Source organism: Pseudomonas sp. NFX1 (assembly GCF_051123555.1).
Taxonomy (GTDB): Bacteria; Pseudomonadota; Gammaproteobacteria; order Pseudomonadales; family Pseudomonadaceae; genus Aquipseudomonas; species Aquipseudomonas capeferrum.
This window is the reverse complement of record NZ_CP169366.1, coordinates 4438793-4464942: the sequence shown is the minus strand read 5'-3', so window position 1 is coordinate 4464942 and position 26150 is coordinate 4438793. Positions and strand designations below refer to the sequence as shown.

The window sequence follows — 26150 nt, the reverse complement described above, 5'->3', positions numbered from 1 at the left end:
GCACCGGCTTCGCCGGTGTTCGCGGGGCAAGTCGGATCGCCGCACCGCCGCTATTTCGGTTTTTCCACAAACCCCTTGAGCAAATCCAACGGCAGCGGAAACACGATGGTCGAGCTCTTGTCCCCGGCTATCGCCCCCAGCGTCTGCATATAGCGCAACTGCATGGCCCCCGGCTCCTTGCTAAGCATCTGCGCCGCCTGCATCAGTTTCTCGGACGCCTGCAATTCCCCTTCGGCATGGATCACCTTGGCCCGCCGTTCACGTTCGGCCTCGGCCTGGCGCGCGATGGCACGCACCATCGATTCATTGAGGTCGACGTGCTTGATCTCGACATTGGCCACTTTGATGCCCCAGGCATCGGTTTGCGCATCCAGCACCTGGCGTATGTCGGCGTTGAGCTGCTCGCGTTCGGCCAGTAGCTCGTCCAGTTCGTGCTTGCCGAGCACTGCGCGCAAGGTGGTCTGGGCCAGCTGGCTGGTGGCGACGAGAAAGTCCTCGACCTGAATGATGGCTTTTTGCGGGTCGAGCACGCGGAAGTACAGCACCGCATTGACCTTTACCGAGACGTTGTCGCGGGTGATCACATCCTGTGGCGGCACATCCAGCACGACCGTGCGCAGGTCTACCCGGACCATCTGCTGGATGACCGGGATCAGCAAGATCAGCCCCGGCCCTTTGACCTGCCAGAAGCGCCCCAGCTGGAACACCACGCCGCGCTCGTACTCTCGCAAGATACGGAACGCCGATAGCAACAGCACGCCCAGCAGCATCAGCAGGGCGCCGAAACCCAATTGCATGAACATCGTCATTCTCCTTGCGCCGAAGGTGCAGCGGCGCTTACCTCCAGCATCACGCCGCGACGCGCCATGACGCGCACGTGTTGGCCAGGTTGCAGTGGCGTCGCGCACTGTACCTGCCACTGTTCGCCCTGCGCCTGTACCGAGCCGCAGTACGGGTTGTCTGCCAGCACCTGGGTGACAGTGACCAGGCTGCCGACCAGGCCGGCATCACCGCTGACCAAGGCGCGCTTGCGCGTTTTCAGCGCCATGCCCAGCACGCCACCGATGAACAGCGCCGAAAGCAGCGCCAGGCTGGCAATCAACGCCAAAGGAATGCCAAAGCCGGGGGCATCGGTATCCATCAAGATCACCGCACCGACCACGAACGCAACGATGCCGCCAAAGCCGACCACGCCAAAGCTGGGCAAGAACGCTTCGGCGATCATGAAGGCCAGCCCAAGCAGAATCAGCGCGACCCCGGCGTAGCTCACCGGCAGCAACTGCAGGGCATACAGCGCCAACAGCAGGCAGATGCCGCCGATCACCCCGCCAACGGCGGAGCCAGGGCTCATGAACTCGAACAGCAGGCCGTACACGCCGACCATGATCAGCATCAGCGCCACGCTGGGGTTGGTGATCACCGCCAGTAAGCGCGTGCGCCAGTCCGGCAGGTGCTCGACCAGGCTGGCATCGCGGGTGTGCAGTTGCCGTGGTTGGCCGGCAACCTCCAGCGTCTTGCCATCGAGCTGGCGCAGCAGGTCGGGCAGGTCGTTCGCCACCAAGTCGATTACCTTCAGCTGCATGGCCTCGCTGGCTGACAGGCTGACCGCTTCACGCACCGCCTTCTCCGCCCAATCGGCATTGCGCCCGCGCAGCTGCGCCAGGCCCCGTATGTAGGCGGCGGCGTCATTGACCTGTTTGCGGGCGAGGGTTTGCTCATCTTCACCGGGCCTGGCCTTGTCGTCTTTGGGGGCGCCGCCGATCTGCACCGGTGTGGCAGCCCCCAGGTTGGTCCCCGGGGCCATGGCTGCGACATGGCTGGCATAGAGGATGTAGGTGCCGGCGCTGGCAGCGCGTGCCCCGCTGGGGGCGACGAAGCTTGCAACCGGCACGGGGCGGGCGAGTATTGCCTTGATCATCTGGCGCATGGCGCTGTCCAGGCCGCCGGGCGTATCCATGCGGATGACCACCAGTTGCGCGCCCTGCGCCTGGGCCTGGTCCAGGCTGCGCACCAGGTAGTCGGCACTGGCCGGGCCGATGGCATCGTCGATGCTCAACACCCAGACCGCACCGGGCGCGGCCTGGCCGCTCGGCGTCAACCCGAGCAGCATCAACAGCAACAGCCAGCGCCACCAGCGAGCGGCCACCTGTCGTCACCTCGTTCGCCTCTATTTCACAAGTTTAGTCATGGCTGGCGGCCCAAGGCCTAAAATTGAAGATTGGGGGTAACTGCGGAGGTGCATCATGCGCATGGCAAAGACGCTGCAGGCTCGCCTGGACAAGGCCAACTGCGACTACGACATCATTCCCCATCCACATTCGGCCACCAGCCTGGAATCGGCCCGCACGGCCGGCGTACCCGCCGAGCGGGTCGCCAAGTCGGTGATGCTCGATGACCGGCATGGCAACTACATCATGGCCGTGCTACCGGCCAACCGGCATCTGGACATGAGCAAGGTACGCATGTCCGGCGCCTGGCAACTGACCCGCGAAAGCGGCTTGCCGAGCCTGTTCGGTGATTGCGAACGGGGCGCGGTACCGGCGCTTGGCGATGCCTACGCGATAAAAATGATGCTCGACCCGACCCTTACCCGCCAAGGTGATGTCTACCTGGAGGCAGGTGACCACGATCACCTGATCCACATGAGCATGGAGCAGTTCATGAAGCTGGTACCGCACGCCGAAGTGCGTGAGCTGTGCTGATGTTCTCAAACCAATGCCGGGCGGGCGTCGTGGACGGCCTGGCCGGCTTTCAGGAGGAACCATGGAAGCACCTACCCACCCATTTGCAGACCTTTTCAAACAGCTGGGCTTGCCTGACGATGCCTTGAGTATCGATCAATTCATCACCAGCCATTCACCGCTGCAAAACGAGATCAAGCTGGTGGATGCCCCGTTCTGGACCGACGCCCAGCGCAATTTCCTGAAGGAAAGCATCAATGAAGATGCCGATTGGGCGGTGCCCTTCGACCAACTCAACGAAGCGTTGCGTCGCCCCCGAAAATAAAGCGCCGAGCGGCACCTGACGAGTGATTGGCCGTTGCTATGCTCAGGAAAACAATAAGGGGATAGCGCGATGAAAGATCCCTACGCACCAGGCTTCTGGTGCTCCGTGACGATCCTGGGCACGCTGACGGCCAGTTACTTCTATGGCATCAGGCAGACGCAACAGATGAACCAGGCGGTGCAGTTTCTCTACGCCGCCGCCGCGGTCACCGTGGCGGTTGCGCTGGTGGCGCTGACCTGGATCGCCTGGCAGCACTTGCACCTGAACAAGCGCGAAGTGATTCAGGGGCGAACGTTGCTGACCATCTGGAACACCAAGGTGGCCCTACGCCGGGTCGAAACGGTGTTCGACCGCTATTTCTGGGGTAGCTACTGGCATTCCGGGCGTACCTTCGAAGAGGTCATGGGCGAGCTCAAGGGCACACCGCTTGAGCAGAGCCTGGATGCCCTCAAGCGCCAGTGCCGGGCGCTCGACCGCGAAATCCACGATCACCAACACCATTGGCTGGCCAACGCGCGGGACTTATCCAGTGTGGCGGCGGCCATGGCCCGTGAGCGCTACCAGCTCGACCTGGGCGAGCCCACCTGTACCGGCAACGGTACCACCGCAGTACTCAATCGCGACCTTGAAGTGTTGGTGTACACCTGGTCGGCGCGCCTGCGCAGCTTCGACCATCAACTGGACGAACTGGAGCGCGCCTACCATTGACGCAGTTCATTCGCCGCGGATGTACTGCTCCAGCTGCAGGATCAGGTTGGCCTGCTCGGCAATGGTTTCCTTTACCAGGTCGCCGATCGACAACAGGCCGAGCAGCTCGCCGTTGCTGACCACCGGCAGGTGGCGCAAATGCAGGTTGGTCATCTGGTTCATGCAGTATTCCAGGTTGTGCTTGGGTTCGACCGTGATCACCGGGGCGCTCATGATCTCGCGCACCGGTGTTGCCGCTGACGAACGGCCCTTGAGCACCAGCTTGCGGGCGTAATCGCGTTCGCTGACGATGCCCACCACCTGGTTGTTCTCCACCACCGGCAGTGCGCCGATATTCTTCTCCGCGAGCAGCTTGAGGGCCTCCAGCACCGAGTCGTCAGGGCCGATGGTGTAAACGGTCTGGTGTTTCGACTTGGTTTTGAGAATTTGTTCGACGTTTTTCATACGGGCCTCTGCGGTGGAAAAAGCGATGTCTCCAAGTAAATAAAGCATCCGGCACGGCGCTCTGCACGGCAATGCAGGAAACGGCATGGAGGCGATTGAAAAACGTCATGGTTGAGCTGATTGCGTACTTCGCGCAGGAGCCAGGCCAGATTTAGTGTGCTGGGAACCTTCCTGGGGGCGGCAAAGTTCCCAATAATCTGTGACAATGAATGTCAAGTTGCCATCATCTAGACCTCGTTCGGCAAGGAGCCGCAATGCAAAGTATGTTTCGCCTTACAGCGCTAAGCTGCGCCTTCATGATCGCTGCCGGTTGCAGCAGCCAACAGAGGGAGAGTATTTCCAAGACTGTGAAAGACATTGGCAAGGACTACGGCCTGCCAGTGCTCTGTGGTGTCGGGGCCGTGGCCGGGGGGGCTGCCGGTTATGCCCTCAAAGGCAAGGACGGCATCTTGCCGGGCGCCGCAGCTGGCGGCGCCCTGGGTTGCGTCGTCGGTTATGTGTGGCAGTCCCGCCTGCAGGAGCTTGACCGCATCGCCAAGGAAGAAAACCTGAAGATCACCACCGAGCAGTTGACAGTCGCCTCGGCCGCCGTGGTAACGGCGGTGCCTGAACAGGCAGGCCTGGTGACTCAGATCGAGGACACCGGCATGTTCGCCACCGGTTCCGACAAACTGACTACCAGCGGCCAGCGGGCCGTGGCCAAGCTGGCGCAGATGTATGCCAAGCCTGCGGCCAGCGACAAGCAGGCTGCCGCCAAGGAGGCGCAAGCACGTCGCCTGCTGATCGTTGGCCACAGCGATGCGGTGGGTAATGCCGAGTTCAACCAGAAGCTGTCCGAGCGCCGCGCCAAGACGGTCGGCAAGGTCATGCTGCAGGCCGGCATCCCGGCCGGCGCGATCTACTACCAAGGAGCCGGGGCATCGCGCCCGATCGCCGACAACAGCGACCCGCTGCTGCGTGGCAAGAATCGCCGCGTGGAAATCGTCGAGCTGGCCAACGAACAGGCCCTGGTAATGCGTGCCCAGGCCGAAGCAAGCAACACCCGCTACCTGCACTACGGCACCTCGACCGCCGCCAAGCCCCGTCAGGCGGCCACCACGGCGCAAGCGAGCAGCAAGCCTGCGCCCACCAAAGCCACCACGGCGCAGCGTACGCCTGTCGCGACCAGCACCAGCACCAGCACTGCCAAGGCCGTTGCTGGCGCACGACCGCAAGTCGATTTCGCGGGTACGCCGGTTGCCAGCTACAACTGGACCATGGCCCAGAACATCAAGCCGAAACAGAGCGGTTTCACGCTGATCAGCAGCGCCTACGCGGCGCAGATGCCGATGTCCAGCTGCGAAGCCGACCGGCCACGCAATGCCGGTGAAGTGCTGAGCATGGCCAATGACCAGCCTTTGCAGCGGCGCGCCACCAAGGACTATCTGCCGGGCTACAACAACCGTGTCTGGGCCAACTTGGTCAACGGCCACCTGGTGACTGTGTCGCCGGTCTCGATCTTGCGCGAGAACGCCCGTGTCGATCGCCAGCCGATCCTTCAGCTGGTCGAAGACTACAAGCTGCCCACCCAGCACAAGACGCGGACAATGAACGCCGTGGCCAACACCTATGAAGGCGAAAGCGAAGTGCTGTACCGGGTCTTCGCCAGTGATGCCAAGGCCTCGATTTCCTGCATGGATATCGTGTTCAGCAAAGGCAACGCCGAAGTCAACGAAGGTGCCTTGTTCTATGCCGCCGGCAGTGACGCGTATGTCGCTTCCTACAAGCCGATCCCGGCCAAAAAATAAATCCCCGTCAAGGACGTCCTGAATGGAAGACTTTTCGCTTGCTGCACTCAAATCGCTGATTCTCGCCAATCAGTTGCTTTCCGCTGGCCTGCTTTCGCTGCTGATCACGGCGGTGATCGTGCGTAACTACTGGGAAGAGGTGTCCTACTTTCTGATCCGTGTCTGGCACAGCTTCCCCTTGATCGGCACGGTGGCGCGCTTGTCGCGCAAGCCAGCTTCGGTCGACGGTGACGGCTGGATCAACCACGAAGTCAACCTGGCGAACGTGTACAACAAAAAATTCAAGTTGTACGCCAAGGACGCGAACGCCTACAGCGCCTACCTCGATTACCTGTCCAAAGCGGGTGAGGCCGGGCGTTCTGCGCGCCCGTGGTGGGTATTGGCGGTAGTACTGATGTTGGTGGTGGTCGAGGCCATGGGCTTCGCTTATGTGGTCGCCGGCTGGGTGAACATGGATGCCTCCACCAACGACCGTCATTGGCTGACCGCTTTTGTGGCGATCCTGCTGGCTGTCGCCTCGGCGTTTCTTGCCGAAGCCGCCGGGCACGCGTTGCACCACAACAGCCTGGTCGCTCGCGCCCGCCACTGGTGGCAAGGTGAAGAGCCCTCCAAGCGCTCCCGCTCCCTGAAATCCAACAAAGCGATCAACCTGGAAGACTCGTTCGACGACTCGGACAAGCCTGACTACGAGCAGCTGCTGGCCCGCGTAAAGGATGTAAACGCCAACGTCACGCGCAAGTTCTTCTGGTTGATCACTTGTGGTGTGTTTGTGGTCGCCATGGCCATCGGCGCCTTCGTCATCCGTTCGGCCACCCTGGACAGCATCGAGACCGAAATGGTCAACGGCATGCGTGCCGAAGCGTCCTCGCAAAGCAGCACTGCAGGGTCGCCATTCGACCTGCCGGCAGAGTCCCAGGCCATCAACGATGAAGCCGATAACGCCACCATCGACGACAAGATGCAGGCGATCCGCAAGGCCAGCCTGACCACCTATGTGATGCTGTCGCTGATCTACGTGGCGATTCAAGGCATCAGCCTGTGGTTGGCGAGCCGCTACTTCTTCGCTGGTACGCACTCGCATACCGCCTGGCAGCGTACCCACAAGTACGCCACCTCCGAAGAGATGCTCGATGCAATGGATCAGCAGCGTTCGGCCATCGCCAGCCATGCCGATGACAAGCTGCGTCGCCTGCAGACCTTGTTGTCCAGCCGCGATCACACCGATGCCAACGTGCTGACTGCACTGGACGGGGAAAATACCGCCCGCCGCAACTTCCTGAGTTTCGTCGAGCACAAGGCAGACAAAATCTCGGAGAAGCCGGAAAAGCCAGTTCGGCCCGTTGAAGCCGTTGCGCCAGCGCCAGCTGCGGTCGCCGTAGCCGTCGCCGCAGCGCCGGTCGAGCCCCAGCCTGCCGTTGCCCCAGTTGCCCCAGTTGCCCCAGCCGCCCCTGCTGCGGCAGTGGTCGAGCCGGCCGCTATCAAGGCGTCTGACTTCCACGATGTCACCGGCCTGCCGGAAGAAAGCCTGGCCGCCGCCAGCCGTGCGCTGAATGTCAGCGAGGCGCAACTGCGCGATATCCGCGAGCAACAGCAGGCGCTGAAGGCGCTTGGCCTGTTCCCGGCGAACAAGGAGGGCATGCTGTCATGAGGCTTGCCAAGGCCCTGATCCTTGCGCTGGCGCTGCCGTGTGCAGCGCTGGCCGCCGAACGCAACGACCTGCAGAGCTGCTACACGCGCAACGGCCTGGCCGATATCAAGCCAGCAGGGACCGGCCGCGAGCTGGTGGTGATCATCGATCAGACCATCCCGATGCCTGAAGACCTGCAGCGCAGCAGCTGGGGCCAGATCGACCGGTTCGTGCAGCCGGGCGATCGCGTCAGGCTGTATACCTTCTCGGCGTTCCTGCCGGGTGAGTATCAGCGCCTGGTGTATGCCGGCGAGCTGGACATGCCGTTGCAGGGCGAGGTGCGTGACGATGTGAACATGCGCAAACTGCGTGGCCTGGACCAGTGCCTGGCGACCCAGAAAAAAGCCTTTCAGGCAGGCTTTGGCGGCTTGTTCGTGAAAGGCCTGCGTGAAGCCCGCCAGGACATCCCCAAGAGCGAGATCATGAACACGCTGCGCCGCGTGGGTGAAGACATGGGCAAGGAGCAGGGTGTTCAGGAGCGGGTGGTGTACCTGATTTCGGACATGCTTGAGCATTCCGACTACACCAGCTTCTACGCCGCCAATCAGATCAAGCAGCTGGATGTCGCCAGCGAGCTCAAGCTTGCGCAAAGCAAGGGGCTGTATGCGGACCTGCAGGGTGCACGGGTGTATGTGTCTGGCGCAGGCCTGGTCACCGACGCGGTGAAGCATGCCTACCGTTCCGGCAAGACCATGGATGCGCTGAACAACTTCTGGGCGCAGTACCTGAATGCGTCCAACGCGACGCTGGAAGGCTTTGGTACACCGAGCCTGAGCACCGACCTTCGATAATCAGACACCGGGGCCGCGCTGCGGCCCCAGTGCGCTTGCTTACAGCTTCGGCATCTGCCCGATGCGCGCGACCATCTCGCTCACTACCTGCAGATCCAGCATGAACTGCTCCACGGTCTTGAACTCGTTGTCGTTATGCCCGGTGTACTTCACATCAGGCATGGCCAGGCCGAATTGCACGCCGTTGGGCAGGTCATGCACCGAGGTGGCACCCGCCGAGGTGCCGAACTCATGTTTCATGCCCAGGTTTTCGCTGGCCACGGCCAGCAGGGCCTTGACCCATTCGCCTTCCGGGTTGCGGAACATCGGCTCGTCGAGGCTGTAGTCGAACGCGACCGGGACATGGCTGGTGCTGGTCCATTTGCCCAGTCTGGCTACCAGTTCCTGCTTGATCGTGGCGACCGGCTTGCCTTTCGGGATGCGCAGGTTCACCGCCAGTTTCAGCCCCTTGTCATCCACGCCGACGAAGGTCAGCGAGGCGGTCAGCGGGCCCATGAACGCATCTTCGAAGCCTACGCCCAGCTTCTTGCCCAGGTAGTCCAGGCCCCAGTTGTCGTTGGCATAGCGAGCGGCGTCGGTGAACTGGTTGTGCTTGAGCGGCACCTGTTGGCCCAGGCCATCGATGAACACCAGCATGCGCGCCACTGGGTTGACCCCCGATTCGGGCTCCGAAGAGTGGGCCGAGACGCCGGTGACGGTCAGCAGCACGTCCTTGCCGGCCACCTTGGCGTCGATCTTGAAGTCACCGCCATTGCCCTTCACGTACTCGGCACCGGCCTTGTTCAGGCTTGCGGCCAGTTCAGCCGGCTTGTCGCTGGCCAGGGTGGCTACCGAGGTGGTGGGGATCTGGTTGGTGGCCAGGCCGCCGGTGAGGTGGGTGATTTCAGCGCCCTGGCCGCTGGCGGCGCGTTTGTCGAAGCTGGCCATCACCGTGCCGTAGCCCTTCTCGGCAATTACCACCGGGTAGCCGCCATCGAGCGCCAGGTTGTAGTCGGGCGTCGGGTTGCGCTCGAAGTAGTAGGGGATGGCGTCCCCGCTGGTCTCTTCGGTGGTGTCCACCAGCAGTTTCAGCTGCCGGGCCAGGGGCAGCTTCTCGTCCTTGGCCACCTTCAGTGCATACAGCGCCACGACGATGCCGTTCTTGTCGTCTTCGGTGCCACGGCCGTACATGCGGTCACCTACCAGGGTCACCTTGAACGGGTCGAGGCGGGTGCCATCGTCCAGCTTCCAGTTGTCCGGGTTGACCGGCACCACATCGGCGTGGGCATGAATGCCGACCACTTCCTTGCCTTCGCCGAGGGTGATCTCGTAGACCCGGTTGTCGACATTGCGGAACGTCAGGCCAAAGCCTTCGGCCAGGGCTTTGATCTTGTCGGCGATCTTCAGGAATTGCGGGTTCTCGTGCTGCGGCACACCGTCGACGCTGAAGGTGGGGATGGCCACCAGTTCACGCAGGGTTTCGGTGGCGGCCTTGCCGTACTTGATGCGGGTATACAGGCCCAGCAGGCGGTTGATCTCGTTTTGCTGTTCGACGGCCAGGGGTTTGTTGGCCAGGTAGGCGCTCAGCGTTTCGCCGAGGTTGTCGGCCTTGGCCAGGTCGCTGCCGTTGAGCTTGCCGATGAACTGCTTGAAGTCGGCAGGGTCGGTGCCGTCGTAGGCCTTGATGATGGCCGCAGATTGTTGCTGGGAGAGGTTGGCCTGGGCCGGCACGCTGAACAGGCCGATACTGGCCAGCAGCAGTGAGGTTGCGGTGAGTTTTTTCAGGTGCATGGGTGCGCGCATTCCTTCGCGAATCGTTGTAGGGAGGTACCCGTTCGAAAAACGGGAAGGTGCCCACGCTAACACCAATGCTCTGCGGTACGGGAGTACCAGAAACGCGACATGTCGCACAAACGAAAAAGCCCCGGGAATAATCCCAGGGCTTTCGAAGATGGCGCACTCGGCGGGATTCGAACCCACGACCCCTGCCTTCGGAGGGCAGTACTCTATCCAGCTGAGCTACGAGTGCAACGCGCACGCATGATACCCATCTGATTCGGTTGCGTCCATCGCCTTGATCTGTGGCTGTTTTTCCCCGGGGTGATCCTGCCCCAGGCACCGCCCAGCCGCAAAAACCTCTATCCATATGCAATAACAGTATTTCCAAGCGGATTCTTATGCTGGCTACTATCTGGTCACAACTTGTTATAACAAGTAACTGACAGCGAAGAGACCCATGGCCGAACTGCTCCCCCTTTCCCCTGTTCCGCTCTACACCCAGCTCAAGGAGCTGCTGCGCGAGCGCATTCTTGACGGCACCTACCCGCCGCACAGCCGCATGCCCTCGGAGAGCGAGCTGGGCAAGGCGTTTGATGTCAGCCGTATCACCGTGCGCCAGGCGTTGGGCGACCTGCAGAAAGAGGGGCTGATCTTCAAGATCCACGGCAAGGGCACGTTCGTCGCCAAACCCAAGGCCTTCCAGAACGTCAGCACCCTGCAAGGCCTGGCCGAGTCCATGACGCAGATGGGCTACGAAGTGCTCAACCGACTGCGCAGCTTTCGTCATGTGCCCGCCAGTGCGCTGGTGGCCGCGCGGCTGCAGGTCGAGGAGGGCAGCCTGGTTACCGAGATCCGCCGCGTGCGCCTGATCAACCGCGAGCCGGTCTCGCTGGAGCTGACCTGGCTGCCCAAGGCCGTCGGCGAGAAGCTTGAAAAAGCCGACCTGGTCACCCGCGACATCTTCCTGCTGCTGGAGAACGACTGCGGCATCGCGCTCGGCCACGCCGACCTGGCCATCGATGCGGTGTTGGCCGACAGCGACCTGACCCAGGCGCTGGAGGTGGAAGAGGGTTCGCCAATCATGCGCATCGAGCGCCTGACCCACACCGCCGACGGCGCCCCGCTGGACTTCGAACACCTCTATTACCGCGGCGATGCCTTCCAGTACCGCCTGCGCATCGACCGCCAGAAAGGGGGCAAGGCATGAGCATCCAGACCCAGGACTACGACATCATCGTCATCGGCGGCGGCACCGCCGGCCCGATGGCCGCGATCAAGGCCAAGGAACAGGACAAAAGCCTGCGTGTGCTGTTGCTGGACAAAGCCAACGTCAAGCGCAGTGGCGCCATCAGCATGGGCATGGATGGCCTGAACAACGCGATCATTCCTGGCCATGCCACGCCTGAGCAGTACACCAAGGAAATCACTGTAGCCAACGACGGTATCGTCAACCAGGCCGCCGTGCATGCCTACGCCACTCACAGTTTCGAGACCCTCGAACAACTGGACCGCTGGGGCGTCAAGTTCGAGAAGGACGAGACCGGTGACTACGCGGTGAAGAAGGTCCACCACATGGGCGCCTACGTGCTGCCCATGCCCGAAGGCCACGACATCAAGAAGGTCTTGTACCGCCAGCTCAAGCGCGCTCGGGTTGAAATCAGCAACCGCATGGTCTGCACCCGCGTGCTGCTCGACGACGAGGGCGCTGCGGCCGGGGTGCTCGGCTTCGATTGCCGCACGGGTGAGTTCCGCGTGGTCCGCGCCAAAGCGGTCATCCTCGCCTGCGGTGCGGCCGGCCGCCTGGGCCTGCCTTCTTCTGGCTACCTGATGGGCACCTACGAGAACCCGACCAATGCCGGCGACGGTTATGCCATGGCCTACCACGCCGGTGCGGAGCTGGCGAACCTTGAGTGCTTCCAGATCAACCCGCTGATCAAGGACTACAACGGCCCGGCCTGCGCCTACGTCACTGGCCCGTTGGGCGGCTATACCGCCAACAGCAAGGGCGAGCGCTTCATCGAGTGCGACTACTGGAGCGGCCAGATGATGTGGGAGTTTCATCAGGAGCTGGAAGGCGGCAATGGCCCGGTGTTCCTCAAGCTCGACCACCTGGCCGAAGAAACCATCCAGAACATCGAGGAGATCCTGCACAGCAACGAACGCCCCAGCCGCGGCCAGTTCCATGCCGGGCGTGGCACCGACTACCGCCAGCACATGGTCGAGATGCACATCTCCGAGATCGGTTTCTGCTCGGGGCATTCGGCCTCGGGGGTGTGGGTCAACGAGAAGGCCGAAACCAGCGTCAAAGGCCTGTATGCCGCCGGTGACATGGCTGCAGTGCCGCACAACTACATGCTCGGTGCATTTACCTATGGCTGGTTCGCCGGCGTCAACGCCGCGCATTACGTGGCCGAGCGCGAGCTGGCCGAGGTCGACAGCGCCCAGGTCGAGCGTGAGCGTGCGCGGGTGTTCGCGCCGTTGCAGCGCGAGCACGGCCTGCCGCCGGCGCAGGTCGAGTACAAGCTGCGGCGCATGGTCAACGATTACCTGCAGCCGCCGAAGGTGACCAAGAAGATGGAGATCGGCCTGACGCGGTTTGCCGAGATCGAGCGCGACCTGCAACAGATGAAGGCCAGCAACCCCCACGAGCTGATGCGCGCGATGGAAGTCACGGTGATCCGCGACTGCGCCGAAATGGCCGCCCGCGCGTCGCTGTTCCGTGAAGAAAGCCGTTGGGGGCTGTACCACCACCGGGTCGACTTCCCCGAGCGCAATGATGGCGACTGGTTCTGCCATTGCCACCTCAAAAAAGGCGAGGACGGCGAAATGACCAGCTTCAAGAAAGCCGTCGAACCTTACCTGATTGCCCTGGATGCCGATGAGCAGACTGCCTACGACCGCCTGCGGGTCAAGGCCGGTACCCGCGAAGAGGTCGCCCTGGTTCGCGCGTGATCCCGCGCCCACAGGGCTGTAGAAACCACAAGAGAAGGGTGCCCAAGCAGGCCCCGAGGAAACCGTGACATGGCCTACCAGCCGCAAGAGATCTTCTTCCGCAGCAGCGCCCCGGTAACCATCGACGAAGACAAATGCATCGCCGAAAAGGGCTGCACCGTATGCGTCGAGGTCTGCCCCATGGACTTGCTGGCGATCAACCCGGCCACGCAAAAGGCCTACATGGCCTTCGACGAGTGCTGGTATTGCATGCCCTGCGAAAAGGACTGCCCCACCGGCGCCGTGAAGGTCGACATCCCTTACCTGCTGCGCTGACCCACAGGCCATCCGGCGAACCACCGGACGCCCCTCTGCAATGCCCCTCGTTTCCCACCACCAAGCCTGGTGGCGGAGACGATTGCAAAACCTATAACGATTCGAGGGGAAACACCCATGCGCCTTGTAGCAACCGTGGCCGGCCTCGCGCTGGCGCTTGCTGGCCTCAATGCCAGTGCTCAAACCATACGTATCGCCATCGGCACCCAGGACACCACCATCAACTGCGCCACCGGCGGGCTGTTGATCCGTGAGCTGGGCCTGCTGGACAAATACCTGCCGCATGACGGCAAGTACAAGGATGCCCATTACCAGGTCGAGTGGAAAAACTTCACCAGCGGCGCACCGCTGACCAACGAGATGGTTGCCGGCAAGCTGGACTTCGGCGCCATGGCCGACTTCCCGGGCTCGTTCAACGGCGTCGCGCACCTGGACGCCGGCAAGCGCAGCCTGTTCATCAGCGTGCTGTCGGGCAGTGTGCACGGCAGCGGCAACGGCATCGTCGTGCCGGCGGCGTCCGCCGTGCAGTCGCTGAGCGAGCTCAAGGGCAAGACCATTTCCGTGCCGTTCGCCTCCACCGCCCACGGCATGCTGTTGCGCGCTGTCGCGGCCCAGGGCTGGGACCCGCAGAAGGATGTGCGCATCATTGCCCAGGCGCCCGAGATTGCAGGCTCTGCCTTGCGCAGCAACCGCATCGAAGCACACGCCGATTTCGTCCCGTTTGCCGAACTGTTCCCCAACCGAGGCTTCGCCCGCAAGATCTACGATGGTGCCCAGGCCAACGCGCCCACGTTCCACGGTGCCCTGGTGGATGCCGACTACGCGAAAAAATACCCCGAAGTGGTCACCGCTTACCTGCGTGCCAGCCTCGAAGCCGACCGCCTGATCGCCGCCGAGCCCGAGAAGTACAGCGAGCTGATCGAGCAGGTCACCGGCATCGAAGCCGAGGTCAACTACCTGTTCCACGGCCCGCTCGGCCTGCAGACCCGCGACCTGACCTGGAAGCCGGAATACCGCAAGGCGGTGGCGACCTCCATCGAGACCCTCAAACTGCTGAAAAAGACCGACCGCGGCCTGGACACCGAGCAGTTCATCGACGACCAGTACATCCGTGCCGCCTTCAAGCAGGCGGGTGTGGATTATGACAAGGCGCTGAACAATTACGAGCCGCTGCCGCTCAAGGCGGTGGATGCGCTGAGCGGCAAACCGATCACCGACTTCAGCCGTCTGGCGCAGATCTGGGTACGGGGTGAAGGCAAGGTACGCCACTACGCCTCGCCCGAGGCTGCCCTCGCTGCCTTGGCCCAGCTGGAGCAGGAAGGCAAAGACATCCGCGCCATCTACGCCCAGGCCGCCGACAGTGGCATCAAGCTGTTGGCCAACCAGGCCTGGTTCGTGCGCAGCGCCAACGGCGAGCTGGCCGCCTTCCTGCTCAAGGACCAGGCCGAGCAGTACGCCAAGGCGCATGGCGGTGAAGCGCTGGACTTCGTCAGCGCCAACCAGAAGCTGGTCGCCCAGCGCTGACCCGGAGGCATCGTCATGACCCGCGACCTCAAACGCTGGCCCGTGCGCCTGGCCTCATTGCTGGCCTGCCTGTTGTTCTGGCAGGTGGCTGCCAGCGCCAAGCTCGACCTTGGGCTGTTCACCTTTACCTATGTGCCCACGCCCAGGGCGGTGCTGGATGCAGCCTTGCAGTTGTTCACCTCCAGTGCCTTGCTGGCGCACCTTTGCAGCAGCCTGTCGCGGGTATTTGCCGGCTATGGCGTGGCGGCCGTGTTGGGCGTGGCGCTGGGGCTGTTGATCGGCCGCTCGAAGTGGGCCGAAGACACCCTGTTGCCGCCCCTCGAAGTGCTGCGGCCGATCCCGGCGGTGGCGTGGATCCCGTTGGCGATCCTGATGTTCCCGTCGTCGGAGCTGTCGATGGTGTTCATCACGTTCACCGGGGCGCTGTTCCCGATTCTGCTCAACACCGTGCACGGTGCCGAGGCGGTCGACCCGCGCCTGGTGGCGTCGGCGCGTAGCCTGGGCGCCGGGCGCTGGGCGATTCTCGCCGAAGTGGTGCTGCCCAGTGCCCTGCCGGGCATCGTCACTGGCCTGGCCATCGGCATGGGCACGTCGTGGTTCTGCCTGGTTACCGCCGAGATGATCGCCGGGCAGTTCGGCATCGGCTATTACACGTGGGAGTCCTACACCTTGCAGAACTACCCGGACATCATCGTCGGCATGCTGCTGATCGGCGTGCTGGGCATGGGCAGCAGCGCCTTGGTCAAGTACCTCGGCAGCTGGGCAACCCCTTGGTATCACGTGCGGAGGGCGGCTTGATGAGCAGTTATCAACAGGTGCCAGAGCCTGGGCGTATCGAGGGGCAGGGGGTGTCGATCCGCCTGGGCCAGGGCAGCCAGGCTTTCGAGGCCGTACAGCGCCTGGACTTTAGCGTCGCTCCCGGCGAGTTCGTGTGCATTCTTGGCCCGTCTGGTTGCGGCAAGTCGACGCTGTTGGGCGCACTGGCCGGGCACCTGGTGCCCAGCAGCGGGCAACTGACGGTCGATGGCCTGGCGGTCGACGGGCCGTCGCCGCAACGCGGCATGGTGTTTCAGCACCATACCCTGCTGCCCTGGCGCAGCGTGCTCGACAACGTCGCCTTCGGCCTGAAGATGCAAGGCCTGGGCAAGGCCGAACGGCAACGCCAGGCCCGTGAGCTGTTGCAACTGGTAGGCCTGGCAGACTTTGCCGAGCGTTGGCCGAGCCAGCTGTCTGGTGGCATGCAACAGCGTGCCGAAATCGCCCGGGTGCTGATCAATCGCCCGCGCCTGCTGCTCATGGACGAGCCGTTCGGCGCGCTGGATGCGCAGACACGCTCACGGATGCAGGAGTTGCTGCTGGATATCTGGGCGCGCATCCGCACGACCGTGGTGTTCGTTACCCACGACATCGACGAAGCGCTGTTTCTCGCCGACCGCATCCTGGTGATGAGCCCACGCCCAGGGCGCTTTATCGAAGACCTGCGCCTGGGCTTCCCGCGGCCTCGCCAGGCCAGCTTGCTGACCAGCCCGGCCTTCACTCACCTCAAACGTCACTGCCTGGCCTTGCTGCGCCACGAGGAGGGCCGCGAACTGCCGCGCCTGACCCCGCTGGGCCTGCCAGACACCGACCACCCGCCGCTACGGATCGCGCTATGACTGAACGAACGACTGATAACCCCGACATCCTTGCCTTGCTGCCTCGCCTTGAGGCTGCTGACGCCGGCGTGCGGCGCATCGCGCTGATCGAGCTGGCCGACCTCGAAGACCCTGATGGCTTGCCGTGGCTCACCGACGCGCTGCTGGTGGATGCCGCCGACGAGGTGCGCAGCGAGGCTGCGAGCCTGCTCGAAGCCTGGGAAGAACCCGAGGTGGTGCAGGCACTGTGCGCCGCGCTGGCCGATGCGGCAGAGCCGGTACGCCTGGCGGCCGCGCAGAGCCTCAGCGAACTCAAGAGCCTGGAGGCCGGGCAACTGATTCTGCCGTGGGTCAACCACGCCGAGGCCTTCGTGCGCGCCAGCGCCCTGCGTGCCTTGCGTGAGCTGCGCCTGGAAGAGGCAGCAGCCCCGGCACTGCTGGCACTGGCGGATGATGACGCGGCCGTGCGGCGTGAGGCGGTGGGCATTCTTGGCTGGCTCAAGCACCAGCCGGCATTGCCGGCACTGGCTAAGCTCGCCGCAGCCGAGCCAGACACAGAGGTGCGCCGCGCCGCCATTGGCGCACTCGGCCTGGCACGCGACAGCGGGGTGCTGCCGGCGTTGGTGGCAGCGTTGAGCGATGCGGCCTGGCAAGTGCGCGAAGAAGCCGCGACCACCCTGGGCAAAGTGGGCCAGGACCAGGCTGGCCCGGCGCTGGTGGGCGCGCTTGCCGATGGCTTCTGGCAGGTGCGCTTGCGGGCGGCGCGTTCACTAGGGCGGCTGCGTTACGGCGCAGCGCTCGACGCGCTGGGTGAGCTGCTTGGCCATGGCATCGCCAACCTGCGCAAGGAGGCGGCACTGGCCCTGGGCGAGTTGGGCCAGGCGCGTGCCTTGCCGGTGTTGCAGGCTGCCGAGGCCGACAGCGACCCCGAAGTGCGCAAGGCGGTGCGCATTGCCCTGGCGCAATTGCGCGGTGCAGCCTGATGAACGCCCCAGGGGGGATCCGCAACCTGCGTGGGCCTGGGCAGTTGCTGGTGCAGTGGGCGGAGGGCGAGCACAGCATCAGCCATGCCCGCTTGCGCGGCGCCTGCCCGTGCTCTCAATGCCGTGCGGCGCGGTTGTTGGGGGGCATCGCCGTGGTTGCCGCCGATGTCCGCATCGAGCGGGTCGAGCCGCAAGGGTATGGGGTGCAACTGGTCTTCAGCGATGGGCATGAGCGGGGGATCTATCCGTGGGCGTATCTTCGCGAGCTCGGCACGCGCCCACAAACACCGCGCTAGCCATTCATAGCGCAATCAGTTCAGGCCGCAGCCCTTCGACCCGGCGCGCCGGTTGCGGCAGGTAACCACCGTCACCGGTGATCTGGTGCAGCACCTTTTCGCGCAGCCCATGCAATGCCACGCCCGTACGCAGCCGCGGGTGCGGCAGATCAATCTCGACCACCGACTTGATCCGCCCCGGCCGTGGTTCCAGCACCACCACCCGGTCAGCCAGGTACGTCGCCTCCTCGGCATCGTGCGTAACCAACAGGGTGGTGATGCCGGCGCGTTCACGGATGGCCAGCAGTTCATCCTGCAGTTGCTGGCGGGTCAGTGCATCGAGCGCACCGAAAGGCTCGTCGAGCAGCAGAATACGCGGGCTTGCCACCAACCCGCGGGCAATGGCGACGCGCTGGGCCATGCCACCGGAAAGCTGGTGTGGGTAAGCCGATTCGAACCCGCTGAGCCCGACCAGCAAAACGAACTCATGCACCCGCCTGGCGCGTTCGCCCTGGGTGAGCGACTCGTTGACCAGCCCCAGAGCGATGTTCTGCTCTACCGTCAGCCAAGGGAACAGGCGGTGTTCCTGAAACACGATGCCGCGCTCGCCACCGATGCCCCTGACCGGCTGCCCGTCGACGCGGATGTTGCCACTGTAGTCGGTGTCGAGCCCGACCAGCAGGCGCAGCAGGGTGGACTTGCCGCAGCCGGACGCACCCACGATGGCGATGAACTCGCCTTGGTTGATCGCCAGGTTGAAATCGCGGATGGCCTCGAACGGTTGGCCATCGACGCTGAAGACTTTACCGACCCCCTCGAAGCTGACCAGCGGCGGGGTGACGTCGGCCTGGTTGGCGGCGGGCAGGTGCGAGGTGTTGAAGGCGTTCATGCAGTTCTCCAGCGCGTGGCGCGCGATTCGAGGCGTTGTCCGAGGGTGCCGAGCAGGGCGCCGACCAGGCCGATCAAGACCATGGCAGCCATCACCTGGTCCATGCGAAACAGCTGTTGCGCACCGATCATCAGGCTGGCGATGCCGCCGTCTGAGGGCATGAAGTATTCCGCGCCGATGGTGCCCAGCCAGGCATAGATCAGCGACAGGCGCAGGCCGGCAAAAATCGCCGGTGCGGCGCCCGGCAGCACCAGCCGGTGTAGGCGTTGCAGCAGGCCCAGGCGCAAGGTGCGGGCCGCCTCACCCAGCTGTGGCGACAACCCGGCGATGCCACGCTGGGTAGCGATCAGCAGCGGGAAGAACGCAGCCAGGGCCACAAACACGGTCTTGGCGCCTTCGCCCAGGCCGAACCAGGCCGTGAGCAGCGGCACCCAGGCGAACAGCGCCACCTGGCGCACGGCGGTCAGGCTTGGCCCGAACACGCGTTCGGCATGGTGTGAAAGCCCGAGCAGCACGCCCACCAGCAAGCCCGCGCCGCCGCCAAGGGCCAGGCCGCTCAGGGTACGTTGCAGGCTCAGCAGCAACGCCTCTGTCAGCGTGCCGTCCGCCAGCCCGCTGAACAGGGTGCGCAGCACGCCCAGCGGCGAGGTGAGGATGTTCTGGTCGACCCAGCCAAGGCTGCTGCTGGCCTGCCACAGGGCCAGCAGCGCGGCCGGCAGCAGCAGGCTCTGCCAACCCTTGGGGATGGGGCCGCGCTGTTGCTCGCCGGTAGCGGGTTGCGGCCAGAACAACAGGCGTTTTTCCAGGCGCGAGAAGCCTTGCTCCATCAGCGCCCCGACCAGGCCGATGACCAGGATGCAGAGCAAAACCAGGTCGAGCATGAACAGTTGCCGGCCCCACACCATCAGGTAGCCGATGCCTTCGCTGGAGGCCAGTAGCTCCACGGCCAGCAACGACGTCCAGCCGGTGGCCAGGGCCAGGCGTACGCCAGTCAGAAAGGCGGGCAGGGCGGCGGGCAGCAGCAGGCGCAGGAACCACAAGTGGCGTGGCAGGCGCAGGGCCGCTGCGGCTTCACGCAGTTTGGGCTGGGCATCGCGCACGCCAACCAAGGTGTGCAGGGTGACAGGAACCACCACGGCTTTTACCAGCACCACCAACTTGAGCAACTCGCCGATGCCGAAGAACAGCATGAACAGCGGAATCCAGGCCAGGGTCGGGATTTGTGCCAGCGCCACGAAGGTGGGTAGCACCAGCGTCTGTGCCCGCCGCGACGACCCCAGCCAGGTGCCCAGCAGCAGCCCGCTGGCAATACCGACCGCCAACCCCCAGAACAGCCGCTGCAAACTTATCCACAGGTGCCCCCAAAGCTCCCCCGAACCAAACTCCACCGCGCTCTGCCACACCAGCGCCGGCGCCGGCAGTATCTGCTCGCTCATCCAGTGTTGCTGGCTGGCGACCCCCCACAACAGCGCGATCACCCCCGGCAATACCCACGAAAGGTATGCGCCCTTGTAGGAGCGGCCTTGCGTCGCGAAAGGGCTGCGCAGCGGCCCCCGACGCCGCCCCCGCCCCCAATTCAGAATTCCATTCATCGCCATCTCTCAAAGCGTTTTCACGTTATGCACTAATGGAATAAAAAATTAATCAGTGCGCATTTCAAGAGATAAGAGCACGCACGCCCCGCCTACGGAAGCCCCCTGCCGTTGCGTTTTCCTCATATTTTCCATGCATTCTCCGCAAGCCCCCTGCGGCCCCGCACACCGCTTGGTTTATGCCTTCTGGTTACTAAAAAATGAAGTTTTGATCTTTGTATGTTCTAACCAGTCCCGCCTAGCTTCTGCCCAAAGCGCCGGCCATCGTCGGTGGCAGCCTGCCAAGGAGCCTTGCCATGAACACCCCCATCCGCCACCTGATCACCGCCCTTGGGCTGGTCTTCACCCTCAACGCTCACGCGGTTGAATCGGCCAAGCCAGAGAGCATCCGCATCGCCGTCCCCGACCTGAGCGCAGGCAGCAAGCACAGTGCCGGCGGCGTGGTCGATGTGCTGCGTGACCAGCAACTGCTGGAGAAAGAGTTCGCCAAGGACGGCATCCGCATCGACTGGCACTTCTTCAAGGGCGCGGGCCCGGTGGTGAACGAGGCGTTGGCCAACGGCCAGGCCGACTTCGCCTACCTGGGCGACCTGGCTGCGATCGTCGGCAAGGCCAATGGCCTGGATACCCGCGTGCTGTCGGCCGGTGTGCGTGGGGTGAAAAGCTACCTGGGTGTGGTGCCGGGGTCTGGCATCAAGACCCTGCACGACCTCAAGGGCAAGCGTGTGGCGGTGTTCCGCGGTACCGCCAACCAGCTGTCGTTCGCCAGCGCGCTGGCCAGCCAGGGGTTGTCCGAGCGTGAGCTGAAGGTGATCAACCTGGACTTCAACGCCGCCAACGCCGCACTGGCCGCCAAGCAGATCGACGCCACCTGGGGCCTGTCCAACCTGCTTTCGCTGCGTGAACGCGGCTTGGTCGAACTGCCCGTCAGCTCGCGTGACCTGCAAGGCGCCGGCAGCACCCAGGCGGTACTGCTGGGTACCGGCGCGTTCATCCGCCAGCACCCCGACCTGGTGCAGCGCCTGGTCAATGCCCAGGAACAGGCCACCGAGTGGCTGCGCGACGAACACAACCGTGATGCCTACGTCGACCTGGTGGCGAATAACGCCAGCTGGCCGCGCAGCATCCTCAGCGACGACCTGGCCCAGGAAAGCCTCGCGCACTACTTCGACCCACGCCTGGACGCCGACTTCCTGGCCCAGCTGCAGCAGGGCGTCGACCTGGCTGCCAAGGAGCGCCTGATCCGCCGCGGCTTCCAGGTTGCCGACTGGGTCGAACCACGTTTTCTCGACGCCGCACTGCAACAGCAACAGGCCGTGCAGGCCGCCCGCTGACCTTCTGAACCGACAACAACCGTAAGGACCACGACCATGAGCAATGCCGCCCTGGCCACCGCGCCACTCGCCCTTGAACTCGACATTCATCCGGTTGCCGGCCGTATCGGCGCCGAGATCCGCGGGTTGAAGCTTTCTGCCGAACTGGATGCCGCCACTGTAGAGGCCATTCAGGCCGCGTTGGTCCAGCACAAGGTGATCTTCTTCCGTGGCCAGACGCACCTGGACGACCAGAGCCAGGAAGGCTTCGCCAAGCTGCTTGGCGAACCGGTCGCGCACCCCACGGTGCCGGTGGTCGATGGCACCAGCTACCTGCTGCAGCTAGACGGTGCCGAGGGCCAGCGGGCCAATTCCTGGCACACCGACGTGACTTTCGTCGACGCCTACCCCAAGGCTTCGATCCTGCGCAGCGTGGTGTCGCCGACGTCCGGTGGCGATACCGTCTGGGCCAACACGGCGGCGGCGTACCAGGAGCTGCCCGAGCCGCTGCGCGAGCTGGCTGACAAGCTGTGGGCGGTGCACAGCAACGAATACGACTACGCGTCCATCAAGCCTGACGTCGACCCGGCCAAGCTTGAGCGCTATCGCAAGGTGTTCACCTCGACGGTGTACGAGACCGAGCACCCGGTGGTGCGCGTGCACCCGATCAGCGGTGAGCGGGCGCTGCAGCTGGGGCACTTCGTGAAACGCATCAAAGGGTATTCGCTGGCCGACTCACAACACCTGTTCGCGGTGCTGCAAGGGCATGTAACGCGGTTGGAAAATACCGTGCGCTGGCGCTGGCAAGCGGGGGATGTGGCGATTTGGGACAACCGCGCGACCCAGCATTATGCGGTGGATGACTACGGCACCCAGCCGCGGATCGTGCGGCGGGTGACCTTGGCGGGTGAGGTGCCGGTTGGGGTGGATGGGCAACTGAGCCGCACCACGCGTAAGGGGTGAGCCTGTTGGGGCCGCTTTGCGGCCCTTTCCGACCGGTCCGGCGCCCCGGCAAGGCCGCGCCTACAGGGGTATGCCGGTCATACCTCGGTATCACAGGCAATCAACTGCCTGACCAACCCCTGCGCCAACGGCGACAGCCCATACCCCACTCGGCTCACCACCCCATAGCGGGTATAGAACGCCTCTTCCTGCTCCGGCGCCAGGTCCGCAAGCTTCAGCGCCACCAGCCCCCCATCCCGCTGATACGGCCGCAGGTTGGCATTGCAGGCAATGCCGATGGTGTCCGAATGCATCACCACGTTGAGCAGCGCATAGCCATGTTCGCATTCCACCGAGGGCAGAAAGTCCTGTCGCCCACTGAGGTCGCTGAGGATCTTGCGAATGTTCGGCGGGCGCAAGGTGGTGGCCAGCGGGTACTCGAACAGGTCCCGCGCCTGCACGGCTGCACGAGTGGTCAGCGGGTGCCCGGCGCGGCAGCAGAAGTGCCAGCGCTGCGGCGTCAGCTTGTGCACGCGGTAATCCGGGTCTGACTCGAACTGGCGCGTGTCGGCGACAAAGAATTCGATCTCTTCGGCAATCAGCCGACGGTTCAGCGCCTGCCAGTTATCCACCTGAAAACACGTGCGCGCCGCCGGGTATTCAGCCACGAAACGCGCCACCGCCCGTGGCACCAAGCCCCCCGCCGGCGCGGGGCCGGAGCCGAAGCGCACCACACCGGTGGTGGCACCGTTGAACTGGTGGATCTCGTTGACCAGGTTGTGCGCCCCGTGCACCAGCCGGCGCGAATGTTCCAGCACCATCAAGCCTTGGCGGGTGGGGGCCAGCTCTTTGCTGGCGCGGTCTACCAGGCGGCAGCCGATGTTGTGCTCAAGGGTCTGGATGCTGCGGCTGAAGGCCGATTGCGAGAGGTTAACCGCGGCCGCCGCAGCCACGAAGCTGCGGTGCTCGACCAGGGCAATGTAGTGGCGCAGCTGACGGAGATCGATATGCATTTTCTACATTAAAACCTTCGGTCAAATGCAATTGCTGACAAGGGTGAGTCCCCTTATAAAGGGTCTTACTTATTCCACTAAATATGAATTACAAATATTTATATCACTTAAAAGAATATAAGCCCGACTGACCGCGATTCGGTTCCGCCAACGGAAATGCTCGCCCAGGGCCCATGCCTCAAGGAGCATCAGCATGTCCCGAGTTTACCGTTGGCCTGCGCGCGCATCGCGGTTCACCCTGCAACCCCTGGCCGCCGGCGTGCTGCTGGCGGCATCCAGTGGCAGCTTCGCCGAAACGCCTGCCACTAGCGCCCCCGCCGTGGAGCAGGAAGCCAAACTTGGCACCGTTACCGTCAACGCCCGCCGGCGTGAGGAAACCGCGCAAAGCGTGCCCACGCCGATCAGCGTGCTGAACAGCGAAACCCTGGAAACCCAGCGCATCTACCGCGTGCAGGACCTGCAGCAGCTGGTGCCGAGCACCAACGTCGCCTATGTGCATGCGCGTCAGTCGAGCATCTCGATTCGTGGCCTGGGCAACAACCCGGCCAGCGATGGCCTGGAAGGCAGCGTTGGCATCTACCTGGACAACGTCTACCTCGGCCGCCCCGGCATGGCGGTATTCGACCTGCTGGATGTCGAGCAGCTTGAAGTGCTGCGCGGCCCGCAAGGCACGCTGTTCGGCAAGAACACCACCGCCGGCGTGCTCAACATCACCACGCGCAAGCCGACCTTCCACCGCGAGGGCAGCATTCAGCAGTCCATCGGCGAGGACGGTTACCTGCAAACCCAAGGCAGCTTCTCGGGGCCGATCAGCGACACCCTGGCCGGGCGCATCAGCGCCTACCGCAGCGAAGACGATGGCTATGTGAAAAACATCCACAACGGCGACGACCTCAACGGCGGCAAGCGCCAGGGCTTTCGCACGCAACTGCTGTTCAAGCCCAGCGAAACCTTCAACCTGCGCTGGATCGGCGAGTACAACGAAGAAGACTCCAACAACGGCATCCTCAGCCTGTACAGCACTGGCCCCACCCTCAATGGCGTCAACCGCTACGAGAGCCTGGCCGCCCAGGCCGGGGCGACGCTGGTGTCGGGCAAGGACCGCAAGGTTAATTTCGACGCCGACCAGCAGGTAACGGTGTTCCAGGGTGGCACCTCGGTAGAGGCCAACTGGACCCTGCCCAATGATTTCACCCTGACGTCGATTACCGCCTACCGCTGGTGGGACTTCACCCCGCGCAACGACGATGGCCTGGACGTGCCGGTGTTCTACAGCGCCGGGGTGTCGGTACGCGACAAGCAGTACTCGCAGGAAATCCGCCTGGCTTCGCCCACCGGTGGCGCCTTCGACTACGTGCTGGGCGCGTACTACTTCAAGCAGGACCTGGACAACACATCGTTCACTTACTACGGCCCCCAGGCCGATACCTGGAACCTCACCCCGGCTGGCGCCCTGAACAACGTCAACACCTTGGGTGACGGGCACATCGACACCGACAGCTATGCGCTGTTCGCCCAGGGCACCTGGCACGTCACCGACCGCCTCGACTTCACTGCCGGCATCCGCGGCACCTACGAAGAGAAGAGTGCCTGGGTGACCCGCGATGCACCAACCGGCGGCGCTGCGGTCACCGGCGCGGCAGCAGCGGCGCGTCAGGGCCGGGTGGGCGCCTATGACTCGGGCGACCTCAACCAGTACAGCTTCAGCCCCTCTGGCCTGCTTGGCGTGAGTTACCGCTTCAACGACCAGGTACTGGGCTACGCCACCCTGACCCACGGCGAGAAGTCCGGTGGTATCAACCTGACCGTCGGCGCCGCGCCGCGCCTGGGCACTGACTCGCTACTGGTGGGGACCGAGCGGGTCAACAATGCCGAGGTCGGGGTCAAGAGCACGCTGTTCGACGATCGCCTGCAGCTCAACGCCAACCTGTTCTGGGCCGAAGTGCATGGTTATCAGGCCAACGTGTATGACCAGGTCAACCGCGTGCAATACCTGGCCAACGCCGGGCGCGTGCGTTCGCGGGGCCTGGAGTTCGAGGCCACGGCGCTGCCGGTGCGCGGCCTCACGGTCAACTTCAACGGCTCATGGAACGATGTGCGCTACACCGAGTACGACGATGCGCCATGCCCGCCAGAGGTCAGCCTGGCCAATGCCACCGCTACCTGCGACCTGTCGGGCCACCAGGTGGTCGGCGCCTCCAAGTACATCGCCAACCTCAACGCCCAGTACAAGTGGCAGCTGGCCGAGCGCATCGAGCCCTATGTCACCGCCAGCTATGCCTTCCGCTCCAGGGCGGTGGGCACCATCGACGACTCCGATTTCGGCCAGATCCCCAGTTACGCATTGGTCAACCTGTCCACCGGCGTGCGCCTGGACCAGGGCGACGGCGTGCTCGACCTGTCGCTGTGGGTGAAAAACGCCGGCGACAAGACCTACTTCACCAGCCTGTGGAACTCCGCCAACGGTGGCTATGCCGGGGTACTCGGCACGCCTCGCACCTTCGGCGCCACCGCCCGTTACGACTTCTGAGCACAAG

Annotated in this window: 24 protein-coding genes and 1 tRNA gene; 17 read left to right on the top strand and 8 right to left on the bottom strand. The window is 63.8% G+C overall.

Annotation, left to right across the window (positions count from 1 at the left end):
• Positions 1–50 precede the first annotated feature (50 nt).
• Positions 51–803: a slipin family protein gene (locus DJ563_RS20145; protein WP_027595137.1), complete on the bottom strand. Its 753-nt coding sequence runs from the start codon at positions 801–803 to the stop codon at positions 51–53.
• 2 nt (positions 804–805) lie between these two features.
• On the bottom strand, positions 806–2146 hold the full coding sequence (locus tag DJ563_RS20140) for an NfeD family protein (RefSeq protein WP_434518239.1): 1341 nt from the start codon (positions 2144–2146) through the stop codon (positions 806–808).
• A 97-nt stretch (positions 2147–2243) separates the two neighbouring features.
• Between DJ563_RS20140 and DJ563_RS20135 the strand changes: the two genes are divergently transcribed.
• The 3 genes from DJ563_RS20135 (at position 2244) to DJ563_RS20125 (ending at position 3714) form a co-directional block, all read left to right on the top strand.
• On the top strand, positions 2244–2702 hold the full coding sequence (locus DJ563_RS20135; RefSeq protein ID WP_033703289.1) for an aminoacyl-tRNA deacylase: 459 nt from the start codon (positions 2244–2246) through the stop codon (positions 2700–2702).
• A gap of 61 nt (positions 2703–2763) precedes the next feature.
• Positions 2764–3006, top strand: a complete 243-nt coding sequence (locus DJ563_RS20130; protein ID WP_274097925.1) for a DUF2789 domain-containing protein — start codon at positions 2764–2766, stop codon at positions 3004–3006.
• 69 nt (positions 3007–3075) lie between these two features.
• Positions 3076–3714, top strand: coding sequence for a hypothetical protein (locus tag DJ563_RS20125; RefSeq protein WP_033703287.1), 639 nt, complete (start codon positions 3076–3078; stop codon positions 3712–3714).
• Between the two features lie 6 nt (positions 3715–3720).
• Here DJ563_RS20125 and DJ563_RS20120 read toward each other — a convergent pair whose 3' ends face one another.
• Positions 3721–4158 carry a CBS domain-containing protein gene (locus tag DJ563_RS20120; RefSeq protein WP_033703285.1) on the bottom strand — a complete coding sequence of 146 codons (438 nt, stop codon included), beginning with the start codon at positions 4156–4158 and terminating at the stop codon, positions 3721–3723.
• A 254-nt stretch (positions 4159–4412) separates the two neighbouring features.
• Between DJ563_RS20120 and DJ563_RS20115 the strand changes: the two genes are divergently transcribed.
• Genes DJ563_RS20115 through DJ563_RS20105 form a run of 3 tightly spaced genes read left to right on the top strand, consistent with a single transcriptional unit; the run spans position 4413 to position 8423 of the window.
• Positions 4413–5945, top strand: coding sequence for an OmpA family protein (locus DJ563_RS20115; protein ID WP_274097924.1), 1533 nt, complete (start codon positions 4413–4415; stop codon positions 5943–5945).
• Between the two features lie 22 nt (positions 5946–5967).
• Complete coding sequence (locus DJ563_RS20110; RefSeq protein WP_434518238.1) at positions 5968–7593, top strand: hypothetical protein; 1626 nt, start codon at positions 5968–5970, stop codon at positions 7591–7593.
• The gene (locus DJ563_RS20105; RefSeq protein WP_033703282.1) at positions 7590–8423 is read left to right on the top strand and encodes a hypothetical protein; all 834 of its coding nucleotides are present in this window, start codon (positions 7590–7592) and stop codon (positions 8421–8423) included. The genes DJ563_RS20110 and DJ563_RS20105 overlap by 4 nt, the downstream gene beginning before the upstream one ends.
• A 39-nt stretch (positions 8424–8462) precedes the next feature.
• On the opposite strand, the gene DJ563_RS20100 is transcribed toward DJ563_RS20105, so the two are convergent.
• Positions 8463–10193 carry a dipeptidase gene (locus tag DJ563_RS20100; RefSeq protein WP_274097922.1) on the bottom strand — a complete coding sequence of 577 codons (1731 nt, stop codon included), beginning with the start codon at positions 10191–10193 and terminating at the stop codon, positions 8463–8465.
• 161 nt (positions 10194–10354) lie between these two features.
• Positions 10355–10431 (bottom strand) — tRNA-Arg (locus tag DJ563_RS20095).
• A gap of 207 nt (positions 10432–10638) precedes the next feature.
• Here DJ563_RS20095 and DJ563_RS20090 point away from each other — a divergent pair.
• The 8 genes from DJ563_RS20090 to DJ563_RS20055 all read left to right on the top strand — a co-directional run bounded on the left by DJ563_RS20090 (position 10639) and on the right by DJ563_RS20055 (position 17885).
• Positions 10639–11388, top strand: coding sequence for a GntR family transcriptional regulator (locus tag DJ563_RS20090; protein WP_434518237.1), 750 nt, complete (start codon positions 10639–10641; stop codon positions 11386–11388).
• Positions 11385–13133 carry a fumarate reductase/succinate dehydrogenase flavoprotein subunit gene (locus tag DJ563_RS20085; RefSeq protein WP_434518236.1) on the top strand — a complete coding sequence of 583 codons (1749 nt, stop codon included), beginning with the start codon at positions 11385–11387 and terminating at the stop codon, positions 13131–13133. Before DJ563_RS20090 ends, DJ563_RS20085 begins: the two co-directional genes overlap by 4 nt.
• A 69-nt stretch (positions 13134–13202) precedes the next feature.
• Positions 13203–13448, top strand: coding sequence for a 4Fe-4S dicluster domain-containing protein (locus DJ563_RS20080; RefSeq protein WP_008096634.1), 246 nt, complete (start codon positions 13203–13205; stop codon positions 13446–13448).
• Positions 13449–13565: 117 nt separating this feature from the next.
• Complete coding sequence (locus DJ563_RS20075; RefSeq protein ID WP_434518235.1) at positions 13566–14972, top strand: ABC transporter substrate-binding protein; 1407 nt, start codon at positions 13566–13568, stop codon at positions 14970–14972.
• A gap of 15 nt (positions 14973–14987) precedes the next feature.
• A complete protein-coding gene (locus DJ563_RS20070; protein ID WP_274097918.1) occupies positions 14988–15770 on the top strand; it encodes an ABC transporter permease in 783 nt (260 codons plus the stop codon).
• Positions 15770–16627 carry an ABC transporter ATP-binding protein gene (locus DJ563_RS20065; protein WP_434518234.1) on the top strand — a complete coding sequence of 286 codons (858 nt, stop codon included), beginning with the start codon at positions 15770–15772 and terminating at the stop codon, positions 16625–16627. Before DJ563_RS20070 ends, DJ563_RS20065 begins: the two co-directional genes overlap by 1 nt.
• Positions 16624–17589, top strand: coding sequence for a HEAT repeat domain-containing protein (locus DJ563_RS20060; RefSeq protein ID WP_274097916.1), 966 nt, complete (start codon positions 16624–16626; stop codon positions 17587–17589). Before DJ563_RS20065 ends, DJ563_RS20060 begins: the two co-directional genes overlap by 4 nt.
• On the top strand, positions 17589–17885 hold the full coding sequence (locus DJ563_RS20055; RefSeq protein WP_434518233.1) for a DUF971 domain-containing protein: 297 nt from the start codon (positions 17589–17591) through the stop codon (positions 17883–17885). The genes DJ563_RS20060 and DJ563_RS20055 overlap by 1 nt, the downstream gene beginning before the upstream one ends.
• 4 nt (positions 17886–17889) lie before the next feature.
• Here the strand turns inward: DJ563_RS20055 and DJ563_RS20050 are convergent, their stop codons facing one another.
• The gene (locus DJ563_RS20050) at positions 17890–18753 is read right to left on the bottom strand and encodes an ABC transporter ATP-binding protein (protein ID WP_274097914.1); all 864 of its coding nucleotides are present in this window, start codon (positions 18751–18753) and stop codon (positions 17890–17892) included.
• The gene (locus DJ563_RS20045; RefSeq protein WP_274097913.1) at positions 18750–20345 is read right to left on the bottom strand and encodes an ABC transporter permease; all 1596 of its coding nucleotides are present in this window, start codon (positions 20343–20345) and stop codon (positions 18750–18752) included. Before DJ563_RS20045 ends, DJ563_RS20050 begins: the two co-directional genes overlap by 4 nt.
• A gap of 296 nt (positions 20346–20641) precedes the next feature.
• Here DJ563_RS20045 and DJ563_RS20040 point away from each other — a divergent pair, with 296 nt between their 5' ends.
• Entirely contained in the window at positions 20642–21679 is a 1038-nt protein-coding gene (locus tag DJ563_RS20040; protein ID WP_274097912.1) for an ABC transporter substrate-binding protein, read from the top strand.
• A gap of 36 nt (positions 21680–21715) precedes the next feature.
• Positions 21716–22621, top strand: coding sequence for a TauD/TfdA dioxygenase family protein (locus DJ563_RS20035; protein WP_434518232.1), 906 nt, complete (start codon positions 21716–21718; stop codon positions 22619–22621).
• Positions 22622–22698: 77 nt separating this feature from the next.
• On the opposite strand, the gene DJ563_RS20030 is transcribed toward DJ563_RS20035, so the two are convergent.
• Entirely contained in the window at positions 22699–23613 is a 915-nt protein-coding gene (locus DJ563_RS20030; RefSeq protein ID WP_434518231.1) for a LysR family transcriptional regulator, read from the bottom strand.
• Between the two features lie 193 nt (positions 23614–23806).
• On the opposite strand from DJ563_RS20030, the gene DJ563_RS20025 reads away from it, so the two are divergent.
• A complete protein-coding gene (locus tag DJ563_RS20025; protein WP_434518230.1) occupies positions 23807–26143 on the top strand; it encodes a TonB-dependent receptor in 2337 nt (778 codons plus the stop codon).
• Positions 26144–26150: the final 7 nt, after the last annotated feature.